General features: G+C 32.9%; 23 protein-coding genes and 3 pseudogenes. 22 read left to right on the top strand and 4 right to left on the bottom strand.

Translation table 11 applies throughout. The features are described from left to right. The first annotated feature begins 320 nt into the window (after positions 1 to 320). Genes AC3WTA_RS12210 through AC3WTA_RS12220 form a run of 3 tightly spaced genes read left to right on the top strand, consistent with a single transcriptional unit; the run spans position 321 to position 1,427 of the window. Positions 321 to 725, top strand: coding sequence for a hypothetical protein (locus tag AC3WTA_RS12210; protein WP_000662517.1), 405 nt, complete (start codon positions 321 to 323; stop codon positions 723 to 725). A gap of 18 nt (positions 726 to 743) precedes the next feature. After that, positions 744 to 1,214 (top strand): hypothetical protein, encoded by a 471-nt coding sequence (locus tag AC3WTA_RS12215; protein WP_000595045.1) that lies wholly within the window; start codon positions 744 to 746, stop codon positions 1,212 to 1,214. Positions 1,215 to 1,217: 3 nt separating this feature from the next. Further along, positions 1,218 to 1,427: a hypothetical protein gene (locus tag AC3WTA_RS12220; RefSeq protein ID WP_000392153.1), complete on the top strand. Its 210-nt coding sequence runs from the start codon at positions 1,218 to 1,220 to the stop codon at positions 1,425 to 1,427. A gap of 17 nt (positions 1,428 to 1,444) precedes the next feature. Here AC3WTA_RS12220 and AC3WTA_RS12225 read toward each other — a convergent pair. Next, positions 1,445 to 1,762: pseudogene (locus AC3WTA_RS12225) on the bottom strand (site-specific integrase); the annotation flags it as partial. Between the two features lie 64 nt (positions 1,763 to 1,826). Here AC3WTA_RS12225 and AC3WTA_RS12230 point away from each other — a divergent pair. The 5 genes from AC3WTA_RS12230 (at position 1,827) to AC3WTA_RS12250 (ending at position 4,791) form a co-directional block, all read left to right on the top strand. Further along, entirely contained in the window at positions 1,827 to 2,420 is a 594-nt protein-coding gene (locus tag AC3WTA_RS12230) for a DNA/RNA non-specific endonuclease (protein WP_492332892.1), read from the top strand. A 2-nt stretch (positions 2,421 to 2,422) separates the two neighbouring features. After that, a complete protein-coding gene (locus AC3WTA_RS12235; protein WP_000447113.1) occupies positions 2,423 to 2,905 on the top strand; it encodes an antitoxin YezG family protein in 483 nt (160 codons plus the stop codon). A 604-nt stretch (positions 2,906 to 3,509) separates the two neighbouring features. Continuing rightward, positions 3,510 to 4,034 (top strand): hypothetical protein, encoded by a 525-nt coding sequence (locus AC3WTA_RS12240; protein ID WP_492332893.1) that lies wholly within the window; start codon positions 3,510 to 3,512, stop codon positions 4,032 to 4,034. A 287-nt stretch (positions 4,035 to 4,321) separates the two neighbouring features. After that, positions 4,322 to 4,483, top strand: a complete 162-nt coding sequence (locus AC3WTA_RS12245; protein WP_171902930.1) for a hypothetical protein — start codon at positions 4,322 to 4,324, stop codon at positions 4,481 to 4,483. A gap of 149 nt (positions 4,484 to 4,632) precedes the next feature. Continuing rightward, the gene (locus AC3WTA_RS12250; RefSeq protein ID WP_171902931.1) at positions 4,633 to 4,791 is read left to right on the top strand and encodes a hypothetical protein; all 159 of its coding nucleotides are present in this window, start codon (positions 4,633 to 4,635) and stop codon (positions 4,789 to 4,791) included. Positions 4,792 to 5,008: 217 nt separating this feature from the next. Here AC3WTA_RS12250 and blaIII read toward each other — a convergent pair whose 3' ends face one another. Together blaIII and AC3WTA_RS12260 are read right to left on the bottom strand one after the other, a co-directional pair. After that, positions 5,009 to 5,956 (bottom strand): class A beta-lactamase BlaIII, encoded by a 948-nt coding sequence (gene blaIII / locus AC3WTA_RS12255; RefSeq protein WP_098707946.1) that lies wholly within the window; start codon positions 5,954 to 5,956, stop codon positions 5,009 to 5,011. Positions 5,957 to 6,523: 567 nt separating this feature from the next. Beyond that, positions 6,524 to 7,846, bottom strand: coding sequence for an MFS transporter (locus AC3WTA_RS12260; RefSeq protein WP_088351716.1), 1,323 nt, complete (start codon positions 7,844 to 7,846; stop codon positions 6,524 to 6,526). A gap of 225 nt (positions 7,847 to 8,071) precedes the next feature. On the opposite strand from AC3WTA_RS12260, the gene AC3WTA_RS12265 reads away from it, so the two are divergent. From AC3WTA_RS12265 to AC3WTA_RS12275, 3 genes are read left to right on the top strand one after another with little or no spacing between them, the layout of a single operon-like run. Further along, positions 8,072 to 9,661, top strand: a complete 1,590-nt coding sequence (locus AC3WTA_RS12265; protein WP_492332894.1) for an ATP-binding protein — start codon at positions 8,072 to 8,074, stop codon at positions 9,659 to 9,661. Positions 9,662 to 9,680: 19 nt separating this feature from the next. Next, positions 9,681 to 10,358: a response regulator gene (locus AC3WTA_RS12270; protein ID WP_098630933.1), complete on the top strand. Its 678-nt coding sequence runs from the start codon at positions 9,681 to 9,683 to the stop codon at positions 10,356 to 10,358. Then, positions 10,355 to 11,329, top strand: a complete 975-nt coding sequence (locus tag AC3WTA_RS12275) for a tripartite tricarboxylate transporter substrate binding protein (protein WP_492332895.1) — start codon at positions 10,355 to 10,357, stop codon at positions 11,327 to 11,329. The genes AC3WTA_RS12270 and AC3WTA_RS12275 overlap by 4 nt, the downstream gene beginning before the upstream one ends. A gap of 185 nt (positions 11,330 to 11,514) precedes the next feature. Here AC3WTA_RS12275 and AC3WTA_RS12280 read toward each other — a convergent pair whose 3' ends face one another. After that, entirely contained in the window at positions 11,515 to 12,480 is a 966-nt protein-coding gene (locus AC3WTA_RS12280) for a restriction endonuclease PLD domain-containing protein (RefSeq protein ID WP_492332896.1), read from the bottom strand. 446 nt (positions 12,481 to 12,926) lie between these two features. Here AC3WTA_RS12280 and AC3WTA_RS12285 point away from each other — a divergent pair, with 446 nt between their 5' ends. The 11 genes and pseudogenes from AC3WTA_RS12285 to AC3WTA_RS12335 form a co-directional block, all read left to right on the top strand. After that, positions 12,927 to 13,154 (top strand): single-stranded DNA-binding protein, encoded by a 228-nt coding sequence (locus tag AC3WTA_RS12285; RefSeq protein ID WP_002125643.1) that lies wholly within the window; start codon positions 12,927 to 12,929, stop codon positions 13,152 to 13,154. A gap of 55 nt (positions 13,155 to 13,209) precedes the next feature. Then, positions 13,210 to 14,283, top strand: a complete 1,074-nt coding sequence (locus tag AC3WTA_RS12290) for a DNA cytosine methyltransferase (protein ID WP_447614204.1) — start codon at positions 13,210 to 13,212, stop codon at positions 14,281 to 14,283. 2 nt (positions 14,284 to 14,285) lie between these two features. After that, positions 14,286 to 15,494 carry a DNA cytosine methyltransferase gene (locus tag AC3WTA_RS12295; RefSeq protein ID WP_098877628.1) on the top strand — a complete coding sequence of 403 codons (1,209 nt, stop codon included), beginning with the start codon at positions 14,286 to 14,288 and terminating at the stop codon, positions 15,492 to 15,494. A gap of 122 nt (positions 15,495 to 15,616) precedes the next feature. Then, positions 15,617 to 16,603 (top strand): HNH endonuclease, encoded by a 987-nt coding sequence (locus AC3WTA_RS12300; RefSeq protein WP_447614203.1) that lies wholly within the window; start codon positions 15,617 to 15,619, stop codon positions 16,601 to 16,603. Positions 16,604 to 16,989: 386 nt separating this feature from the next. Further along, positions 16,990 to 17,226 (top strand): annotated as a pseudogene (locus AC3WTA_RS12305) (nucleoside triphosphate pyrophosphohydrolase); the annotation flags it as partial. A gap of 759 nt (positions 17,227 to 17,985) precedes the next feature. After that, a complete protein-coding gene (locus tag AC3WTA_RS12310) occupies positions 17,986 to 18,594 on the top strand; it encodes a hypothetical protein (protein ID WP_447614202.1) in 609 nt (202 codons plus the stop codon). 5 nt (positions 18,595 to 18,599) lie between these two features. Beyond that, positions 18,600 to 19,613: a DUF262 domain-containing protein gene (locus tag AC3WTA_RS12315; protein WP_447614201.1), complete on the top strand. Its 1,014-nt coding sequence runs from the start codon at positions 18,600 to 18,602 to the stop codon at positions 19,611 to 19,613. 344 nt (positions 19,614 to 19,957) lie between these two features. After that, entirely contained in the window at positions 19,958 to 20,824 is an 867-nt protein-coding gene (locus tag AC3WTA_RS12320) for a hypothetical protein (RefSeq protein ID WP_492332897.1), read from the top strand. A 124-nt stretch (positions 20,825 to 20,948) separates the two neighbouring features. Next, positions 20,949 to 21,395 carry a hypothetical protein gene (locus AC3WTA_RS12325; protein ID WP_447614199.1) on the top strand — a complete coding sequence of 149 codons (447 nt, stop codon included), beginning with the start codon at positions 20,949 to 20,951 and terminating at the stop codon, positions 21,393 to 21,395. A gap of 637 nt (positions 21,396 to 22,032) precedes the next feature. Beyond that, positions 22,033 to 22,593 (top strand): C40 family peptidase, encoded by a 561-nt coding sequence (locus AC3WTA_RS12330; RefSeq protein WP_447614198.1) that lies wholly within the window; start codon positions 22,033 to 22,035, stop codon positions 22,591 to 22,593. Between the two features lie 178 nt (positions 22,594 to 22,771). Further along, positions 22,772 to 23,128: pseudogene (locus tag AC3WTA_RS12335) on the top strand (JAB domain-containing protein); the annotation flags it as partial. Positions 23,129 to 23,207 lie beyond the last annotated feature (79 nt).

Below are 23,207 nucleotides of genomic sequence, written 5' to 3' on the forward strand. Positions count from 1 at the left end.
TCAATCTCCTACAGCAAAACGGGCGGAAATCTCATCGATATGAGAAAAAAACGGTCTTTGATATATTAGGTGTCGTTGACAATTGTACCATGTCTGATAATCAAGCCGCTTAATTCAAAAAAGTGAAACCCGTTAGGGTTTATTTCATATGCAAATCTTTCAATCACCTACACTTGCCCTTTAGAAAAAGAAACAATCTCGCCTAAAATTGACTTTGCATAAGCTTAGCTTGATAGCGATGGGGCAGCACCACATTGCTATCAAGTTTAAAAATTTTTTCACCCAAAACAAAAAAACGAGCTGAATTCACATAAATAACTATGAAAGAAAACGTTACTTATCGTAGGGTTCAAGGTGGTGATAGTAAAGAGTTAATTTTAGTTAATGATGATGGTACACTCTCTTTAAATAGTAAATGGAGGGCAGATCATAATTTAAATGTATCTACTGGAAAAGATCACTCTACATATTTCAAAAATAAACGAGCAGACTCATATATTGTGGAATTTGATGTACCACAGTATTTAGATGATTTAATTAGAGAAAATGCAATTTCTCAGAAGGGTTATAAAACTAATCCACTTAACCAAGGTAGAACAGCTCCTAAGATTGTTGACAAGGGTATTTTTAATAAATATGGATTTGAAGGTGTTGCATACGAATTACCTGACCCCATTAGTCGGTGGTTGGTAGAATATGGACGGAATGCTAAACTTATTAAGTAAGAGAGGAGAGCGTGTTAAATGATTAAGCCTTTATACGCCGAAAATATTATAGTAGGTGTAAAATATAAAAATAAGCTCAATTGGTATATAACTGAATCAGATTTATGGTATTTAGATTATAATCAAGCTGGATATTCTCCTAGTGAATATCCAGAAGAAAGAAAAGGCATTAGTATTTTAAATGAGACTACAATAGCTAACTTTTTAGAAAGAATAGAAAAATATAAAAGATTTACAGAAGATATTAGGTTAGAATTTTTAAGGGAACTAAGAACTAATAGAGAAGAAGCCTATTATGATTATAATCCATGTTTCCTAATAGACTTTGAGCGTTTAATTTTTTATTCTAATTATCCAGAATCAATATCTTTTGAAGAATATATTCCGAATAACTGGAGAGGTTATATACAGCGATTTGATGAACAAGTACCCTATGAATATAGATATTGGGAAGATAAGAATAAAAACTATTTAGTTAGAGAGGATTAGGTCATGGAAGAAAATAAATTAGTTATGATAAAAGAAACATTTAAAAATGAAGAAACTGGTGAACTAACGCCAGGAGTTACTATAATACTTGATGGAAATTTAAGGGGAGTATTGGAGATAATTATGGAAAAAGAAGGCTATTCGGATTATCCAGAAGCTTTAAAAGAAGTAATCTTTGAAGGGATTCATCATTTTGTGAAAAGAAATAAATAATAAGCTGACATATAATCTTAAGGTAAAGGGCAATTCTGAAAGGGATATGTCCTTTTTATTTTTAAAATTTGAAATGTAACTAAGATATTATCTTTTTCTTCCTTATTGATGCCAATATATTTTAGTGTAATTTATGAGGTGCTATGATTGAGTATTTCTTACAACATAGCGAAATCTTTTGTTTATTTATAGAACGAATAGCCGAAGGTTTTGCTCATAGTGTGAGTCCCAATAGATTCGATACCAGCAAACTCTCCGGCTTTTTGAAATTTTTGATAAGCCTAGATTTTATTAGTGGGTTAATCTCCTTTTCGAGTAGGGAAAATAACTACACTCAGTGAAGGCGCGAATCTAGCAAAATTCCCAGAAGGTATCTCTTCCGTTTCGAATCAAATACCATTGAAAGACCAATTTGCTTTTGCTGGTGGAAGTGGTGGACAATCCAGGTTTAATATACCTGAGTTTAATCAAGCAAAGGATACGCTTTTATCCGCTAAAGTAGAATATGGAGCTCATTATGAAAGAGTTAAACGCAGAAAAGTACTTGCACCAGATGTAGAGTATAAATCACCATCAGGCCATACTTATAAAACTGATAGTGAGAGGCGAATTACTAGTGTAGAAGGAGAATTAAAAACAGGAGATGCTAAAAGAAATCCTTATGCACAACGAAAAGCTGGACAAAATGGACCGAATGGAAGAAATGATAGATTAAAAGATGATGATGGAGGTCATTTAATCGCAAGTATGTTTGAGGGATCTGGTGATATTGATAATTTGGTGGCAATGAATTCACAAATAAATCGTTCTGGAGGTAAATGGTATAGTCTTGAACAAAAGTGGTCGCAAGCTTTAGCGGATGAAAAAACGGTGAAAGTAAAAATAGAGCCTATATATTCTGATGATAGTATAAGACCTTCTCAATTTAAAATAGCTTATGAGATTAATGGAGAAATTAAAAAAATTAGGATAAAAAATCGATCTGGAGGATAAGTATGGAAACTGAAAAAATGGAAATAGTTTATCAAGAAATAGGTACAAAAATAGATGAAATTATACCAGGGGAATGGAACGAAATTTATCTATATGCTGAATTATTAGAGGATTCAACAGAAGCATACTTCTTCTTTACTACTCCTAAAAAAAATGGTTTTATTTATTCGAATAATATTCCAAAAGTATATGATGTAGATGAGGAGATTTATGATGACTTATTATTCGAACTATATGACGCATTAGAGAAATTACGTGAAGAATTTAAGAAAAATGAACAAGAATTATGGACAAACTTAACATTAATTCTACATGATTCAGGAAAATTCAAAATAGAATATGATTATACAGATGTGTTATCCCCTGAACATAATCCTACAGAAAGGGAGATAATATGGAAATACAAATATCTTGGTATTACTCCCGATAATGAAATTGATAAAAAGTTTTTAGATAATTATCTTAAAAATATAGAAGATAAATAAAAATATTGATAATTGTGTGTTATGTTATCCTCTATGAATTATCATTCATAGAGGATTTTTTATTAAATTCAATAGTTAAAAATGAATAATTCTCATACTTAATTATGAGAGGGAGTAGATAGGAACAGAATATAGTCCCGTTCGGAACAATGACGTTTGAGGGTTTACTTCATATCTTTGACCTTTGTATTTTCAATGTCTTGAATGTATACTTTTGTTGTGTATTTTGAGAATATCAGGGGAATTGATGAGAAGTCAACTTTTACTGGGATTCGAATGTAAACTAATAATAAAAAGTTTGCTTTCATATTAGAAAAGGTTAGTCCCTCACTCCACTCCAGCTAAAAACCTCACACCCAAAAACAAAGGGGAACTCAATTATTCAAATTCATATAAAGTTTCAATCTTGTTTAAGCATCCATTAGGATATACAATGGATCATCTATTTTTCTTTACATAATCTCCAGATACAGTCCATATCAACTATAGATTCTTGTCTTATGCTAAATGTAATCAAAAAGCAAGTAGATAAAGATAATGACTAAAACATTAACTCTAGATACTTTTTTGATGAATATTACAAATAAACAGGAGGTAATGAAAAATGATTAAAACATTATTAGCAGGAGCACTTTTAAGTACAGGATTGGTAGCGGGAGGTGCAGTAGGTGCAGATGATGCGAAAATGGATAATTTAAAGTCAAATGAAAATAGTTCAAATCAAGTAATTACACAGAATGTAGATGGAACAACGTCTTTCTCACAAAACTTTGATTTACCTAAAGATGCAGTGCCAGCAACTCCTAAAGGAGACGCAAAAACAGTTGAAAGAACAGAAGGTACAGGTTCTCAAGAAGGAAAAATGATACCAACAAAAGAAGGTACAGATTCTCAGCCTGGATTTGAAATGGGAGCCCCTGAAAAACCAGAACATGCAAAAACTGTTGAAAGAACAGAAGGTACAGGTTCTCAAGAAGGAAAAATGGTACCAGCAAAAGAAGGTACAGATTCTCAACCAGGATTTGAAATGGGAGCCCCTGAGAAACCAGAATATGCAAAAACAGTTGAAAGAACAGAAGGTACAGATTCTCAAGAAGGAAAAATGGTACCAGCAAAAGAAGGAAATTAAATAATATATAGTTATAACGAGGAGCATCCAAAAAGTGGTGCTCTTTTTATATTATAGGAATTAACTAGTTCTACTGAATATAGAACTGTAGGAGGAATTGAGACTAGAACATGGGGCCTATCTCTTCAAATCATGGTGTTTAGGGCAATAGTTTTGGTGGTAACGTTACAATACAAACATTTTATTAGAGATTTTCTAAATTTACATACACTCTAGATAGACTACATATCAACTTCAGATACTTATTTTATGATACAAGTAATCAAATAAAAGGAGGGCAATATAAAATGATTAAAGCAGTATTAACAGGGCACTCTTTTATGTACAGGAGATTATTAACAGGTGGAGAAAATGTTGAAGATGTACAGACAGATCAACATATTCCATATGAACAAAATGAATTGCAGCAAACTCTAGAAAAGTACGATTCGAAGAAATTTGAGTTATAAAAAGAAAATAGATAAATATAGTGAAATAGATAAATTAACAAGAGAAAAGCACTTTGTGTATATCACAGGTGATTTTTATTTTCATTTGGATATAGGACTTGAATCAAATTTTTATACTAAAATATATACGGCAAAAAGGAGGGAGTACATTGCACAAAATTATTTATGGAATATTAATTTTAATTTATACTTTGTATTCATTTTTTGTAAGTGACGGAAGTGAAGTAAGGTTTATTATAGTGTTAACTATAGTACTTATCTTTTCTGTGGTTTTAGAAAAAGGAAATGCAAACAAAACGACTGATTAAAGGTCTTTTTGTTTGCATTTTTTAGTTGGCTATTAAAGTCCAGATGTTTTAGGGATAGCACCAAACCGCCATCAAGCTTAAAGAACGATTTATCGCCAAACAATAAAAATGAGCTTTTTATTACAAGTTAGCACCAAATTTCGTTTTTGGGACACTATTAAATTTTCAGTTGATGAAAACACTCGCATAAAATAGAAAACTTTTAACCTATTATCATTTATTCCGTAGCTTTTAAGGTACTTAACACGACTTTGGTTGCGTCTGCAATAAGTTTATCATCGTATTTAGCATCTTCTTTATCATGATTAGAAAGTATAGCAAGAACAATCGGCTTTTTATTTGGTGGCCAAATAATTGCGATATCATTTCTTGTTCCGTAAGATCCCGCGCCTGTTTTATCAGCTACTTCCCATCCTTTTGGTACACCCGCACGAATCAATTTATCTCCAGTTGTATTTCTCTTCATCCAATCTACTAATAGTTCACGTTTTTCTATTGGAAGTGCAGTTCCTAATGTAAATGATTGAAGTGTCTTAGCTATCGCTTCTGGTGTACTGGTATCATGTGTTTCTCCTGGATGCACTTCATTTAATTCAGGTTCAAATCGTTCTGAAGTAGTAACAGTATCTCCCATTTCTCTCAAGATTTTTTCAAATTCAGAGGGACCTCCTAACTGTTTAAGAATCAAATTATGTGCTGTGCTGTCACTATATCGAACAGAAGCATCTGCAAGTTCTTTTAACGTCATTCCTGTATCAACATGCTTTTCAGTAATTGGATTATAATTAGAAAGATCTTCATGAGTATACGTAATCCTTTGATCAAGAGCTTCTAATGAGTTCTTGCGTAAAAGAGCGCCCACAGCTAATGATTTAGATGTAGATGCAAATGCAAAACGATCATCTGAATGATAAGCAACAGTTTGATTCGTACCTGTGTCCAGTGCATAAATACCAAGCTTAGCATCATATTCTTTTTCAAGTTTAGCGAAAGATTGATTACCTGTATTTTCTTGTTTAATTTGATTAGCTTGATTCGTTTGTTTAGGTGGTTCAGATTGAGCATTACTATTGGAACAGCCTATAAGTGATACACATGAAAGTAATACTACAGGCACAATCTTTTTGTAATGTAAAATGTTAAAGAACTTGTTTAAAACGAACATAAATTTTCAACCTCTTTCAAGAATATATGGATTTTGTCTAGGTATTCTAAATACCAATGCAATTAAAGATGGCATTGGGTAACAATACTACTGCAGCTAAAATTTCACAGGTTAAATGACATCCAAAACGTTTATCCCGCTATTTGCCGGGCAGTAAGACTCCCGCTGATTAAAGTTTCACTTTATATGATTGATAAGTCACGGTTTGGGTTATTTCTTTTTTGTTTTCACTTGTAATGGTTCACCTGTGAAAGTGTTACAATACATGTTTTTTACTTTTGGGAATAATAAGTCCTTTCATTTTTTTGTAATACATAAAAATAGATGTCAAACGGGATATGTTGTATCCAATCTGGACAACTCATATTAGAAATACACTTATTAGACACTCTAAGTAATAAATTTGTTCCACTTTAAGATGAGGAAGAATTTGGGGTTTGTAAAATAACAATGGAACTACGTGTTTTTTCATCATACAAAAACCTCTACATATAAGTAGAGGTCTTTAAATTATATATGAATGAATTATGCTTTTTCAGATAAACGAAGATAATAGAATACATAATTTTAACTAGATTTATTGTTAACTAATTTATCCCCACCACCAAGCTCCGCCTCAATCTGCGAAGTCTTCGATGACTCATCCATACGCCAATACGTAATAAAGCTTATTGCGATACATCCAGCTACGTAGAAGTAGAATAATGATTCCATCCCAATACTCTTTAGCCATAATGCGATGAACTCAGCTGTTCCGCCAAATATCGCAACGGTTAATGCATATGGTAAACCTACACCTAGTGCGCGAATTTCAGTTGGGAAGAGTTCTGCTTTTACAATTGCGTTAATGGAAGTATAACCGGTAACGATAATGAGACCGACCATCATAAGTAAGAATGCTACGATTGGTTCTGTCGTTTTTTCCATAAAGAAGAAGATTGGTGCTGTTAGTAATGTTCCGAGAATACCGAATGCCATTAATAGTGGGCGACGTCCAATTTTATCGGATAGTAGCCCCGCAATTGGTTGAAGTACGACGAAAATAAGTAGTGCGACAAAGTTAATCCAGCTTACAACTTCTTTCGGAAGACCGACTGTGTTTACCATGAACTTTTGTAAATATGTTGTGTACGTGTAGAAAGCGACAGTGCCTCCTAATGTTAGACCGACTACTGTTAATACTGCTTTCGGGTGTTTCATAAGCGCGCGAACGGTTCCTGCGCTTTCGCGTTTTTGTGATTTTATGTTTGCAAACTGTTCTGATTCATCCATCGTGCGGCGAAGCCATAATACAGCTACTGCGCCCATCGCTCCAATAATGAATGGAATGCGCCAGCCCCAAGCTTTCATATCTGGTTCGCTTAGTAATTGCTGAAGAACAATTTGAACGCCTAACGCAACCATTTGCCCAGCAACGAGCGTTACATATTGGAAGCTTGAATAAAAGCCTCGGCGACCACTACTAGCCATTTCAGATAAATACGTTGCGGAAGTTCCGTACTCTCCGCCGAGTGATAATCCTTGCAGTAAACGGGCAAGAACTAAAATAATTGGTGCCATAATACCAATGCTTTCGTAACTAGGTGTACAGGCGATAATTAAAGAACCACCGGCCATAACTGTAATCGAAAGCGTTAATGCTGCCCGGCGTCCGTGCCGATCCGCATAACGTCCCATTAATAAACTTCCGATAGGGCGCATTAAAAACCCAACTGCGAAAATAGCTGCTGTGTTCAGTAACTGACTCGTTGGATCTCCTTTAGGAAAGAACTCTGCTGAGAAGTAAACAGCGAAAGCAGAGTAAACGTACCAGTCGTACCATTCAATTAAATTGCCGACGGAACCTTTAAAGATATTGCCGGCGACTCGGTTAGATTTTGCTTGAGCCATAATCATTCCTCCTCTTGCTTAGTAATAAAATGATAATTATGAAAGCGTGTTCATTATAGTTAAATTGTACTGTCTGTAGATTAAAATCTCAATATTATGACAATTTTATTCTTTTTGTACTTTATGTACATGGAGAGCTTTAATAGTTGCTTCATTATTAGTTTTGTCATAATAATAGAAAAAGGAGATTGATAGTTTTGAATATTTTATCAAAGGATATGAAGTATGAAGAAATCACGCAAAGTGTCGTTACAAACGAAAATAGTAAGCTTAATTATTACGTTAATTTTATTTGTTGTTCTCCTATTAGCTGGAATATTTGTTTACATTCAGTCCGTTGATACGAAGCGCCAAGTGGAGCAGTTAGCACTGCAAACGGCTAAATCTCTTTCTTTTATGCCAGCTATAAAAGAGGCTTTCCAAAATAACGAGCGTAAAAATAACATTCAATCTATTGCGGAACAAGTTCGTGAGCAAGCTGGTGCGGATTATGTCATTATAGAAGATCGCTTTGGGGTGATGTATTCCCATTCTAATTCGGAATTAATTGGCACAAAGAGTAACAATCCATATAACTATGAAGCACTCACTTTTGGAGGATACTATACGCTCGAAGGAAATGGTGCAAGTGGTCCAGCTTTAATGGCGAAAGCACCGATTATTGTTCATAACGGAGACTACGATCAAGTTGTAGGTGTTGTGACAGTAGAGTTTTTAATAAAAGGTATCGAATCTAACATACTGAGCAGAACGAAAGAAATCATACTTTTTTCTTTAGCGGTGTTATTAGCCGGAATTGTTGGTGGAATCCTTTTAGCGCGTAGCATTCGTAAAGATACACTCGGTCTAGAGCCGAATGAAATTGCAGCGCTATACCGGGAACGAAGTGCGATACTACTATCTATAAAAGAAGGAATCATCGCGATTGATCAAAACGGTTTTATTACGATGATGAACACCTCAGCAGTAGAGATGCTACATGTAAATGATGCTTATATGCAGCAGCACATTTCAAAAGTTTTACCGAATTTTAATATGGAAAGAGTGCTAGAAACCGATCAAGAAATCGCGTTTCAAGATAAAGTGTTTATTTTAAATAGGACACCGATACTCGAGAATAAAAGTACGGTAGGCGTTGTATGTAGTTTTAGAGATAAAACAGAACTGCAAAACCTTGTGAACACAATATCCGAGGTAAGAAAGTATTCAGAGGATTTACGCGCTCAAACGCATGAATTTACAAATAAACTGTTCGTTTTATCAGGATTACTTCAGTTAGGACATTACAAAGAAGCAATTGAATTTATCCAGCAAGAATCTAATATTCATCAAAGCCAAAACCATATTCTATTCCATCAAATTCATGATGCGAAAGTACAAGCTATTTTATTAGGAAAAATCGGAACAGCGTCTGAGAAGAAAATTGATTTTCATATTGAAGGAGATAGTGCGCTTCATCCGTTACCAGACCATATAAAAGTTTCACACCTTATTACGATCCTTGGAAACATAATCGACAATGCGTTTGATGCGGTGAGTGGGCAAGAGGAGAAGAGAGTTTCCTTTTTCGTTACCGATATTGGACACGATATTGTGTTTGAAGTGATAGATAGTGGGATAGGGATACCGGCAGAAAAAATTACGACCATTTTTCAAAAAGGATTTTCAACGAAAGGGAATGATCGTGGTTACGGATTAGCGAATGTGAAAGAAATGGTAGATGTACTAGAGGGAACAATTGAAATTCAAAACGAGAAAAATGGGGGAGCTATTTTTACAATTTACCTTCCGAAAACATTGAGAGAAAGTACATGACAAACAGGGGGATGGTCGTATGTTGAAGGTTGCAATTGCAGAAGATGATTTCCGCGTCGCGCAAATTCAGGAAGAGTTTTTATCAAAAATAAAGGACGTAAAAGTGATTGGAAAAGCGTTGAATGCGAAAGAAACGATGGAACTACTACAAAAGGAAGAAATCGATTTACTTCTATTAGATAATTATTTACCAGACGGAATCGGTACGGACTTATTGCCGAAAATTCATGCTGACTTTCCAGACGTTGACGTCATTATGGTTACTGCGGCAAATGAAAACCATATGCTAGAAAAAGCAATTCGAAACGGCGTAAGCAACTACCTTATAAAACCGGTCACGTTAGAAAAATTCGTTCGCACAATTGAAGACTATAAAAGAAAGAAGCAACTCTTACATAGTAACAATGAAGTGAATCAAGCACTCATCGATAATTTCTTCGGCATTTCGCAAACACAAGACATAAAAAACTTACCGACAGGTGTGGATCCACTAACACTGCAAAAAGTGAAAGGGATTATAAAAGGATTCGAAGAGGGCATTACAATAGAAGAAATGGGAGAACAAATGGGAGCCTCCAGAACAACCGCAAGAAGATATTTAGAATACTTAGTAGCGACAAACGAATGCACAGTAGAGTACACATACGGCATTATCGGACGACCAGAACGAAAATATCGTATAGGACGAGGACTATGAAAAAACGATTATTACTATGTATGTGGATCATGACAGGAGTAATAGCTGGTTGTTCTTCGGAAAAATCCCATATGAATAAAGTGAACATCGACAAAGTTGAAATCGTTGCGCCAAATGTTCAAGGAGCAGGATGGGACTTAACAGCACGAGCGATGCAAAAAACACTAACAGAAGAAAAAATCTTCACGAAACCAATCACTGTCACAAACAAAGTAGGTGGTAGCGGTGATGTCGGATGGAAATATACGAAACAAAAAGGCGGTCACGTACTGGCGATTAACTCAAGCTTACTCATAACGAACAACCTACTAGGCCACAGTAAACTAACATATAAAGACTTCACGCCGCTCGCGACACTCGCATCAGACTGGGAAGTCGTTGTCGTATCAAAAGACTCGAATATAGAAAATGCAAAACAACTAATGGAACAACTAAAACAAAACAAGAAAAACTTCAAAATCGGCGTTGCCCCAGGCCTAGGAAACGACGATCACTTATCCTTCGTACAAGTAAGCAAAGCATTCGGCATAAACCCAGCCGAACTACAATTCTTCGTCTACGAAAACAAAGAAAAAATCATAAACGCCCTAACGAACAAAAAAATCAGCGCCGCAACCATGACCCTATCCGAAGCTGAAAAACAATACAAAGCCGGCAAAATAAAAATACTAGCCGTATCCGCACCAAAACGTCTAGACCGCCTACCAGAAATCCCAACATGGAAAGAACAAGGAATCAACGTCATATTCCAGCACTGGAAAGGAATTATGGGCCCGAAAGATATGACGGAGGAAGAGGTTGCTTATTGGGATGGTGTGATTAAGAGGATGGTTGAGAGTGATAGTTGGAAGGGGATTTTGAGGGAGCGGGGTTGGGAGGATTTTTATAAGGGGAGTGGGGAGAGTATGATATTTCTTGAGCAGAGTAGTCAGGAGTATGGGGAGTTAGTGGGGAATGATAAGGATTATTAAATTTTACAACGTATTGAATACAGTATTTGGAATAAAAACTAAGGATTTGATTGTTAAAGGTCGGATACTTATTGAACTGAAAAATATTGAAGTTGACGATGCATTATAGGTGAGTGTTATCTAAATACTAGAGTATGAAAATTAAAACAAGGAATGCTAGCATTCCTTGTTTATTTTGTGCTTTATTAAACGGAAAAATCTGCATAGAATGTTCCATCCTGGAGAAGAGAAAGGTGAATATCATCTCTACCATATTGTAAGAGATTATTTCTTGCAACTAGAGCATTAGGTGGAAGACCTAACCTTTTTCTAATATAAACCCCTAAGACGTTTTTGTTTGGAAAAGAGCATAAGTTTTTGGGGTATTGTCTACCGTTAAGGGGCTGTGATCCTTCAAGAGCACCATCCATTAGTACACCATCATCCCAAATTAATTCGATAGAATCATTTTGTCTATTCGACCTACCAAGACCTAAACTTCTAATAGGGTGCGCTTGTTTAGGGGGAAATAGTCGTGGATACGCTCGAATATGGCTTGTACGGATAGGAATATACCCGTCACCCGGATTGTTGTGACCGTTAGGGCTATGTCCCCAGTTTAATCCACTACTGAGTGGAACCTCTCCTGTAGCTGGATTATATAAAATCATACTACAAATATTTCTAGTATCTGTGAGAGAATGAGGGATGGGATCCTTAGGTATAAATGTAGCAGAAGTACACTCCACAGTATTTGATAGAATCTGATTTAAATACGTATTTAAATCAGAAAAGGTATCAATAGTGGTTTCTGCTAAGTTTTCCCTAAATGGAATGTTTAAACCATTTGTACTAAAGTTTGCTGAACCTATTAAAGCATATACAATATTACCATTATTTCTCCATATATAGCATTTTGAATGAATAGGTATATTTGAATATAGAATATTGATATGCGGTGGATTATGTATGTTGATTAATGTATCATGTAACCGGTTTGATATTGATTCACTACCAAACATTCCATAAATTACAGTTGAATTTATGGAGAGTGTTCTCAAGCGTTGAACTGGATTTGGTCCAACATATCCTGAAATAATTATAAGTTCATCACAGGTAAAGTACTGGTGGGAAGTGAAGATTTTTGTTTCAAGATTATCGGTAAAAAGCATATCAGTCCCTCTTTTATTTATAAGATTTAATTTTATTTTAATTGATTTAGCGGAATGATTTCAATATAAAAAGTTTTAATTTAGGGAATAATCAAACAAATGATTATTAAGATTTTGGATCTAATAATATATGAATTATGGTTAGTGTAGTTGTAATTAATAATTAAATCTTAAATTTTACCTAAATCTATTGAACATTTCTTTCAGTTAAGTTTTTTATTTAATAAAATCCAATTGTAGGGACTAAAATTAGAAAAATTTTCTTCCGAAATTACTAGATGGTTAATTTCGGAAGAAAGCTTTTCTAAAATTATGTAACCTTAAAGAGTATTAAAATACTCTTTAAGGTTACTATTTTCTTTACTTATATAAACGTTTGTTCTATTATAAACATATGTATATGTTTATGTTGAGTGTTAATTTATTTCAAAGGGGAACTGAACAAAATGGATTGTTTGAAGTTGGCCATTCAAGAAGTTGAAAATTTAAATTCTGGTGAGATATTTTTGATTAAGGATTTATTTAAAGGTTATGAATGGAATCGTTTAGCTATTGGCGATAGACGCTCGCTAGGTTCTTTATTTTTGCATGAAGTAAAATATGGTGAACTAAATGAAAAAATAGAAATTGGGATTAAAAGTAGTGCAAATCAGCAACAATATAAGAAAAAATAGTATGTTAATCGATAATTATTTATGTAAAATGGATTGTTATTTGGAGTTGAGAATATTGAATAATAAAAAACCTACAGTTATTGATATGTTTTGTGGTTGCGGTGGTTTATCAAGGGGATTTATGGATGCAGGTTATGATGTTTTACTAGGCATTGATAATAATGAGCCTGCTTTAAAGAGTTTTAAGGAAAATCATAATGGGGCTATTGCTATGAATGGAGATCTATTTCAAGGATCTACTATATTAGAAATGGCGCATCTTACAGATAATAAAAGTATCGACTTAATAATTGGTGGTCCTCCTTGTCAAGGTTTCTCATTGACTGGAAAACGTAATGAAAATGATGAGCGTAATACGCTGTTTGAGGCTATGGTAAATGCTGTTGCATTTTTTCAGCCTAAAGCTTTTGTATTAGAAAATGTGCCTGGCTTAGCCACTTTATATAAAGGAAAAGCAAAGGAAGCTATTATGAAGGAATTTGAAAATTTAGGATATACAATAACTTCCAAAGTTTTATATGCTCCTGATTATGGAATTCCGCAAATAAGAAAACGTTTATTTTTTGTTGGATTGTCAAATGGTATGGAATTTGAATTTCCAGAACCGGTTCTTACCCCAGAAAATTATGTAACATGTGAAGATGCCATTGGTGATTTACATGATTTCGAACAGGATTTAGGCACAGATATTAGTGAATATTTAAATATTCCTAAAACAGTGTATCAAAAAAAAATGAGAAAGTATGCCAAAAACTTATATAACCATGTAGGGACAAGGCATACACCTGAAGTGATCAATGTCATCTCTCAAGTTCCAGAAGGAGGAAATCATAAAGATTTACCACCTGGTGTAGGAGAGAGTAGAAAGTTTAATGAAGCTTGGACTCGTTATCATAGCAAAAAGCCTTCCAAGACTATTGATACAGGGCATCGGAATCATTTTCACTATAAATATAATAGGGTACCGACAGTTAGAGAAAATGCTCGATTACAATCGTTTCCAGATGACTTTAGATTTTCAGGTAACAAAACAGAACAATATAAGCAAGTTGGTAATGCCGTGCCCCCATTATTAGGATATCACTTAGGCATACAACTAAAAAAATATTTGAATATAGATGGAGAATAGCGATGAGTCAGTATAATTTAATAGATATTTTTGCTGGTTGTGGAGGACTTTCTGAAGGATTTGAAAAAAAAGCTAATTTTAACATGGTAGCTGCTGTAGAATGGGAAAAGCCTCAAGTGCAAAATCTTATAAATAGATTAGTAACAAAATGGAAGATAGAAGATGCTGACAAAAGAGTACTGAGATTCGATATTCAACGAACTGAAGAGTTATTTAATGGTTGGATCAATGATCCGAATTATGGAACCCATGAAGGACTAGATAAATTGCTACAGGGAAAGTCATTAGATTTAATAATTGGTGGTCCTCCTTGTCAAGCATACTCAGTAGCGGGTAGAATACGTGATGAAAATGGTATGAGAGATGACTATAGAAATTATTTATTCGAGAGTTATTTAGAGATTGTAAGGAAATATCAACCGAAATTATTTGTCTTTGAGAATGTACCTGGAATATTAAGTGCTAAACCTGGAGGTACACCTGTTACAGAGCTTATGCAGAATGCCATTGAACAATCTGGATATGAAATAGTTGATGACTTGAAAAGTTATGCACAAATAGATTTATCGGAATATGGTGTCCCACAGAAAAGAAAACGTGTAATCATTATCGGTCTAAGAAAGGACTTGTATCCAGATGCGCAAAAACTTCTAAAATCATTCTATGTGGAACATCTTCCAAAATATAAAGAATCTACTCAAACGGTGAATGACACAATTAAAGATTTACCTAAATTATTACCTTTAGATAAAGAAATCAAAGTTAATGGTAAAAAAATTTCACATTCTTTAAATTATGAAATTCCAAATCATTTACCGAGATTTCATAGTAAACGGGACATTGGAATTTTTAAACTATTAGCTGAAGATATTGAAAGTGGTCAATATAAATATACGTCTAGTGAAGCGTTAAAACAGCTTTACACTCAAATTACAGGGAAAAATTCAAATGTTCATAAGTATCATGTATTACGATGGGATCAGCCTAGTAATACCATTCCAGCTCATCTTTATAAAGATGGTTTAAGACATATTCATCCTGATTCTACTCAGGCGCGTACAATTACTGTACGTGAAGCTGCTAGATTACAGACCTTTGATGATGACTATGAGTTTATATCTAGTGCAGGAGATAATTATAAAATGATTGGAAATGCGGTTCCGCCCAAATTCTCAGGGAAATTAGCTGAGGCTATAGAAGTACTATTATAAATAGTTTTTTAGAGAAGCTTGTACAGGCTTCTTTTTTTTATGTTAAAATATGCTAAATGATTATGAAAGGATGGAGCTTATACTTAGGGTGAAATCAATTACATACACAGGGGGTACAAACTATGACATATTACATGAAAAAATTAGGACAGCAAGAGTTAGGAAGTATTAAAAAACCTGGCGATAAGGCATCTAGAGGAAGGTACATATATATTTCTAAAGATGAGAAGGTTCTTTCTTTTTTTCCGCCATTGTCTAAAAGTGTGAAAAATGATTCATCTTTATTACCGATTATACCTTTATACACAGAACACAAAGAAAAAATCTATTGTAATTATATTTATCATAATGATAAATATAATGGAAGTACCTCTGCAAAACCTAGAGATGAATATAGAATCTATTCCAATAATGCTTTAGAAATGTGTCAGTATTTTTTTGAAGCAGGAGATATTATTGTAATGAAAAAAGATGAAATTATAGAAGAAGCAAGGCAAACTGTTTATTATTTAGAAAGAATAACACCCATTGAATCTGCACTTTATCAAAGGTGTGAAACTATTATTGATGAAAGTGATATTGGTGGTAAACATGCGATTTATGAAGGGATTTTGGATGAGATTGAAGCAAAGATTGATCAATTATCTATAACACCCTTACAAATAGTTGTAGATACTAGTGTTACTAAAAAAATGGAAACATCTGACACAAAAATTGAAGATTTATTTAATGCTACTAGTTTTAGAGATTTTACTATGGTGGCATACAAGGGGAAATGCGCAGTAACTGGAAGTGTTATTAGGTGTAATAATTTTCTTAATCTAGAAGCTGCACATATAAGACCTAAAAGTCATACTGGATCATACCTCCCTAATAATGGATTAGCTTTAAGTAGGGATATTCACTGGGCATTTGATAAGGGATTCTTCACATTAAATGATGATTATACGCTAAGAGTACATCCTGCAATTGAAAGTGATTTTTTACAAAAATACAATGGAAAGCAAATTTCTATTCCTGAAGAGGATTTTTTTAAGCCTGCAATTGAAAGTATTCGTTATCATAGAGATAATGTGTTTGGGCTCTTTCTAACATCAGGTAGATTATAAAGATCGGTTTCTATTCTTAATAGTTATATATATTGTTTTAGGTAAAGTAGGGCGGTTGTAATTTCACTCTACTTTACTGTATTTTTGTTTTTTATTAACTACGTGTATATTTAAATGATTTCTAGTGTAATTTAAAAGTTTTGTGATGTAGTATGATCTCAAAAGAATTTTGAATGAGGGATGGTTATTTAGGCAATGTTAAATAAGAGAGTTAAAAGTTTTAATTACATTTAATAGAGAGAATTATATTAATAAAAATGAATGTATAGATTCAAATTTGGCCTAAGAATAATCTTCTAAAACTAATGATAATAAATTTATATACAAAATATCTTTATTTGAGTGTGATACCATTAATGGAAGATCAAAATAATGAAAGCATCCCCATACTAGCCTACAACAAACTAATCCGAAACAAAATCCCACAAATAATAAAAATCAATGGAAAAACACCCACAACAAGAATTCTAAAGGAAAAAGAATACATAAAAGAACTATGCAAAGAAGTACAAGAAGAACTATCCGACCTACTAGAACTAATAAACGCCCTATCCAAACACGTTGGGTACAACACTAGAAGAAATATCAACAACATCGGTAAAAAGAAAGCAGAAGAAAGAGGCTCTTTGGTGCATGGAATGTCTGCCAACAACCACTATATTTTATTACTGTCAGAATTACTAAGAAATTCAGTAATAGCAAGCAAATATGACCTCGAATGGACTCGAACTAGCGATCTTCATCCTGTCAAGATAAGAAGCATATATTTTACATTTCGGTAATATCAAGCAGAAAGGTAGTTGTATCAAGGGTTTATAGGGTGTTTTGTATTTTTTTATGCAAATCCTGTAACGTAGAAAGATGAAATTTCTTGACCAGAATCTTGACCGCTGTTCAATCAGTTTCTTGTAGTAAGTAGTTGTAAGGTATTATGTATAAAGTGGTATATATTTCTCATCTCTATGTGGTAACATACTCATAGTTAGCTGCATTGGGAGGTATTAAAATTACCGGCAAATTGATAAGTTAAGGAGAGATGTTTTATGTCTGATAAGAAATAAGCAATATTTAAGGGGGAAGGTGAAGGGATTATTGAGGCAATCAAACTAGTCCCTGGAACAGGGATTTTAATAGAAGGTGTTAGGGCTTATCAAGAAATGATTGAAGAAAATTGGCTATAACTGCGACATTGTTAGTTTATGATATTGTGAACCGTATCATAAGTAAATGAGGTTTTGGTAATCCTTGCTATTAAACTATAGCAGGGATTATGTAATATATGGTAGAATATATAAGTACCTTTTTTTCTTTCGTGATATTAATCTAATATTATTAATTTTCAAAAATAAAGATTTACCGTTAAAAGGATTGGGGTGTAAACATTGGAGAATATTGGTGAATTTAATGATGTACTAATAAATGCTGATACAAAGGATACAAAAATTAACTTCATAAGAAAGTACTTTTTTCATGGTATACCTTTTGTGTTTAAAGACAGAGAGCAAGAATATTTTGAATTTAGAAATAGAGTTGCGAGCAATTTTGATATAAGTTTTCATGAGGTTTTTATAGTAGGTTCAGGAAAATTTGGTTTTAGTTATATTAAGGATACTCCGTTCACCTATGATTCTGATATAGATGTGGTTCTTGTTAATGAGGCTCTCTTTGACTATTATTATGAAAAAATTTGTGATTATCAGTATCAATTAGATTCTCAATATAAATTTATTTCTCTAGAAGAGAAGAAAGATTATGCAAATTTTCTACGTTACTTAGTTAAAGGTTGGATGAGGCCGGATCTACTTCCATTATCATTCCAAGTGGAGTTATTAAAGAATGATTGGTTTAAATTTTTTAAGTCTATATCTTATGGTAAATCTGAAGTTGGAGATTATAAGGTAGCAGGTGGATTGTATAAAAATTATGATTATTTAGAAAAATATTATTACATAAATATAGATAGTTATTATAATAAATTGAAGTTGGGGTGAAAAAGATGGCAAAACAATTATTAGCGACTCCTAGTACTAAAAAAATATCAGATTTGTATACAAGATTAACATCGGAGAATCCTACTCTCATATTACAACCAGCTTTTCAACGTAGATTTGTCTGGAGTAGTGAACATAAAGAAAATTTTATAGATACATTGCTTCAAGGATTACCAATTCCAGAAATTTATATAGCTCAATCTGGAATTGATATACAAAAGATTGAAACTCAGGAAGTAGTAGTAGATGGACAGCAAAGATTAAATACAATAGTTCAATATATTAACGAAACTGAAGATTCTTCTGTATTTGGAACTATAGTTTCTAAATTTAAAGACCTATCAGAAACGGCTAAGAGAGAGTTTTTGGGATATAATATAGTTATAAGGGACCTTGGAGACATAAGTAGTGAAGAAATAATTGAAATATTTAAAAGAATAAATTCTACAAGATACGGATTAACAGAAATTGAGCTTCATAATGCTGTTTATGATGGGAAGTTTATAGAAGTAGCAAAAGAAATTTTAGAACAAATCAGCTTATCTGAGCTTCCATTTCTAACCGAATCTAAGATAAGTAGAATGGAAGACTTACATTTTGTATTGCTTATACTTTCTACGATAGTTCATGAAGGTTATTTTAGTAGGGATAGAGAAATTGAAAAATGTATTATTGAGTTTAATGATTATTTTCCTAATGCCAGTGAAATTAAAGAAAAATTTATAAGCACATTTAAATTTATTGAATCGCTGAACCTACCTGTTGACTCAATATGGCTTAGAAAATCTAATTTCTTTACATTATTTGTAGAATTATACACTAATATAAATGAAGTAGAAATCGATAGGTTAAAGAATGAACTAATACAACTTGAAGAGAAAATACTAGAAAATAAGAATAAGGGTAAGGAAGAAAATGATTACAGCCTTTACTATACATATATGTATTCTGGTACAAATAGTAGACAGGCTAGAGTTATCAGAGGACAAATATTGGAAAGAAATTTAAATGTAATATAAATTCTTTATTTAATGCTATTAAATTAGATAGTTTATTTTATAATAAAGGAGCTTTGCAGCTATTAGCAAGGCTCCCTTTTGTATTTCCTTTTATGTTTATATTTATATTAATTCGATAGCTTTATATGATATTGTTAAATTAAGTATGTTTAATGAGAGTGAAATGTGAATATTCAGGCTTAAAAAGGGACATATGATTCATCAGTGTCTATTACAAAGAATAATGGAGGGAAAACTTTTAGTGTATTAAATTTGGGGGCAGGTAAAATTCAGCTTACTGTGGAATTTGCAATTCTTGATATAAAAGTATAAGGGTGTAAGGATGTGTATCTAAAGTGGTTAATTTGTTTAAGTCAATTAGATTTTTTATGAAAAAAATCCCATTTCGGAAGAAAAGGGATCATTTGAGGACTGAATTATTTTTATCAGCAGTGGATTATTTTAACGCTGTTTACAAAAATGCTGGCTCAACACAAGAAACTGCAATAGTCAAAAGTATGCATAAAAACTTCTTAGACTTAAAAAGGGAGTGGGAAGGTATATACGATAGATATACCTCTAAAAAATTATTTATGTTTTCAAATTTTACTCATGGTCATCCACGAATTAAGCGTATTGGAACACATCAGGGTTGTGAACTAGGAGACTTAATGTTTATTCATATAGACTATAATACTGATGGAAGTTGCATGGAACGTGCATTACTTTATCAAGTAAAGACAACCAGTGGGGATTCTAAAAATGAAGAACAAGATATTCTATATAGCAAATGGCCAGAATTTAAATTTACGATACCCGATATACCGAAGTACTATGACGTGAAGCCAAAGCAACCACATAAAGGGGCGCGATATCTCTATGTTGAGAATACAAAACATGGATTAGATGCTAAAGATAGATATAGAACTAAGGAACTCAGGGATGATACAAATAACCTTTGTTTTATTGAGGAGTTGGTGGATCTTTTATCGCCTAATGATCTTTCCGGACGTCTATTAAATGATGATACTGGGTGGAAAGATACAATAAATGTTGTGAAAGATTATTGCTCAACCAAAAATTATAAAGGGGCTGGATCAAGAACCTTAGGATTATTGAGAGTAAACGAAAGCGTTCAGTTTCCTATTGTTCTTAATAACAGTAACGATGATGGAATGCTTATAGTTTATCTGATAACAGCTAACAATATATCTCTTTTAGAGCAATGGTAAGAAATTATTAGAAACATCGTTTAGATTAGTTACGGTTAACCGAACAGTAATTAGAATAAGGTTGTTCTAAGCTGAAATTTAAAAATATAATAAATACTACTACATTAATAAGGAGGAAGATGATATGAAAATTTATATTTTTTCAAGCTACAATATTACCAATGCTTGGGCATCTGTTGGTGGAAAAAAATGGGCGGTTAAGCCAAGTGATAAAGAAAGTATTAATAAAGGTTATAAAACAAAATCAGAAAATATGTTAATAGGTAGTTTTGGTATGCTCTATAATTCTAAAAAACAAGAATTTACAGTTCCTTTTGTTGTCAAATCTAAAGCAAAAGACGTAACAGAGAATGAAATTTGGAATGGGGAATTTATCTTGCCATTTGAAATAATTCCTTTAGGTGACCCATCAAAAGTAATAAGTAAATTTGATTTTGAGTACATATTAAACAAATATGAAGATATAGAAGGTTTACGTATATCCGGTAGATTAAGTCCGTCGCACAATTTTAATAGTAATACAATTAAAGAAGAAGTTTGGAACGATGTTCTAGAAAGACTTGTTTTTTAATTTATACTTTAATTTAAATGAATTTTTTTGTTGAGCAAAATACCGTAGAAAAATTACTTCCAATCATTCTGATATTTTGCTCTATTTCTCTATATGTTAATGAATATTTTATGGTCAAAATTAACTTTGTTCTTATGTATCAATCGGTGGACGATATTGTAAATAACAATGAACCTTTAAGATAAAAAGGAGCTTGCTTTCAATCATTTGAGATAAAAGTTAAATGAGTTGTACAGTAGCAATAATGTAAACAGTTGTACATGTAAAAAAGGGGGAATATGAAAACTTTCCTTATGATACTCGGTAGGGATTTTTGACTTATAAAGATTTTAATAATTTTAAAGTTGTTGGGTGTATATCTTACTTCCATTTTGGTTATAAAGAGAATAACAACCATAGATGTTGGCAAAATAAATTAATCAATAATAATAAGATGAAATCAATAATACGGTAAAAAAATATGAAAGTATAAATGGTAAATAGGGCTTTTAGTCTTGTCCCTCTTTAACTTTCTAATTTAACCTTGTTGATTTCATCTTTTTTATTTGGAAGAAAGGAGGATGCTTCTGTTTAAACTGATTTACTAAGAGTGTTAATAAAATGAATTTGAGAATCTAATTAATGGAGGTTTAAGTAAATGATGAGGGAGTTTTTTGATTTGGTGGGCTTTGTAGTTACGGAACCATTAAAAATTGCTTTTAAAATTGTGGATGAAGCGGTAGAGTCAGTCGATAAGGTTATTGATGCACCATCCAAATGGTTTAACGAACCAAAAGATATCCGACCAAGCTTTGGTACTCCAGTTTTTACTGAAATTGGTTTTGGTATTAGTGGACATTCGGGTATTTATATAGGAAATGACAGAATAATTGCACTTAATGCAAGAGGAGAAATTATTGAAAATACCTTTGAAGAATTTACTAGTCATATAACTACATTTAACTATGAAATTTACATTCCCTATGACAATAAACATGATTGGGAAATTGGTTTTGCTGATGTTGGAGCAAGAGCCATAGAAAAATTGGGAAAGAGCCGAAACTATCATGTACTTTTCGATAATTGTCATCAATTTGTTTCAGGTTGTCTGACTGAGGAATTTGAAAACTCATGTAATTTCTTATGGATGTTAAAAGATGAAGTACAAAAAAAATACGGGGATCAAGTAGTATGGAAAAAATGGGATTGGAAAAAGTAAGTCAACTATTATAGCGTTGCTCCTGGATTATACATAAATTAAGGTACAAATATTTATTGTTAAGTTAAAGGTAAACTCCAATCTAATAAGTATATATTATTTACATGAATTAGTACAAGAAGGGTTGTTCTTTTAAGTATGAGGAGCAACACTTTCGTTATGATTGGAGGAAGAAGAGATGGAATGTTATAAAGTAAAACTAGGGAAACAGCTGGAATTATTGGAAACACCTGTTGGTATAAACAAACCAGCAAAAAGAGTAAACATCGTTCGCCTAAAAATGGTAAAAGAGGTGAGTCTTCTTTATAAGGAAAGAAGAATTAAATCTCCAGAAGGTTCAAATGTATTGTTGAAGCAGTTTTTAGGAGAAGTAGATCGAGAGTATTTCATTGTACTTTGTCTAGATACTAAAAATCAACCAACGGCCATTAATGTTTATCATATTAGCAGCTTAAATGCCAGTATCGTTCATCCGAGAGAGGTGCTGAAACCAGCAATTATTTCAAATGCTGCTTCCATTATCGTTGCGCATAATCAATGGGGAACGTGTATGTTCCACAATAAGTAAAAAAAGACGTTCGTTGAAAACGAGGCCACTGAAAAATTTACGTTTT

It is taken from the genome of Bacillus sp. EB106-07-01-XG149, from assembly GCF_058791555.1.

Coding starts and splice junctions, on each gene's coding strand:
- AC3WTA_RS12280 (WP_492332896.1), bottom strand. CDS start 12,480: ATGCTTTTTACCGATAATCTTGAAACAAAAATCTTCACTTCCCACCAG.
- AC3WTA_RS12220 (WP_000392153.1), top strand. CDS start 1,218: ATGGAAGAAAATAAATTAGTTATGATAAAAGAAACATTTAAAAATGAA.
- AC3WTA_RS12235 (WP_000447113.1), top strand. CDS start 2,423: ATGGAAACTGAAAAAATGGAAATAGTTTATCAAGAAATAGGTACAAAA.
- AC3WTA_RS12270 (WP_098630933.1), top strand. CDS start 9,681: ATGTTGAAGGTTGCAATTGCAGAAGATGATTTCCGCGTCGCGCAAATT.
- AC3WTA_RS12295 (WP_098877628.1), top strand. CDS start 14,286: ATGAGTCAGTATAATTTAATAGATATTTTTGCTGGTTGTGGAGGACTT.
- AC3WTA_RS12330 (WP_447614198.1), top strand. CDS start 22,033: ATGATGAGGGAGTTTTTTGATTTGGTGGGCTTTGTAGTTACGGAACCA.
- blaIII (WP_098707946.1), bottom strand. CDS start 5,956: ATGTTCGTTTTAAACAAGTTCTTTAACATTTTACATTACAAAAAGATT.
- AC3WTA_RS12245 (WP_171902930.1), top strand. CDS start 4,322: ATGATTAAAGCAGTATTAACAGGGCACTCTTTTATGTACAGGAGATTA.
- AC3WTA_RS12285 (WP_002125643.1), top strand. CDS start 12,927: ATGGATTGTTTGAAGTTGGCCATTCAAGAAGTTGAAAATTTAAATTCT.
- AC3WTA_RS12210 (WP_000662517.1), top strand. CDS start 321: ATGAAAGAAAACGTTACTTATCGTAGGGTTCAAGGTGGTGATAGTAAA.
- AC3WTA_RS12260 (WP_088351716.1), bottom strand. CDS start 7,846: ATGGCTCAAGCAAAATCTAACCGAGTCGCCGGCAATATCTTTAAAGGT.
- AC3WTA_RS12265 (WP_492332894.1), top strand. CDS start 8,072: ATGAAGAAATCACGCAAAGTGTCGTTACAAACGAAAATAGTAAGCTTA.
- AC3WTA_RS12240 (WP_492332893.1), top strand. CDS start 3,510: ATGATTAAAACATTATTAGCAGGAGCACTTTTAAGTACAGGATTGGTA.
- AC3WTA_RS12215 (WP_000595045.1), top strand. CDS start 744: ATGATTAAGCCTTTATACGCCGAAAATATTATAGTAGGTGTAAAATAT.
- AC3WTA_RS12275 (WP_492332895.1), top strand. CDS start 10,355: ATGAAAAAACGATTATTACTATGTATGTGGATCATGACAGGAGTAATA.
- AC3WTA_RS12325 (WP_447614199.1), top strand. CDS start 20,949: ATGAAAATTTATATTTTTTCAAGCTACAATATTACCAATGCTTGGGCA.
- AC3WTA_RS12300 (WP_447614203.1), top strand. CDS start 15,617: ATGACATATTACATGAAAAAATTAGGACAGCAAGAGTTAGGAAGTATT.
- AC3WTA_RS12315 (WP_447614201.1), top strand. CDS start 18,600: ATGGCAAAACAATTATTAGCGACTCCTAGTACTAAAAAAATATCAGAT.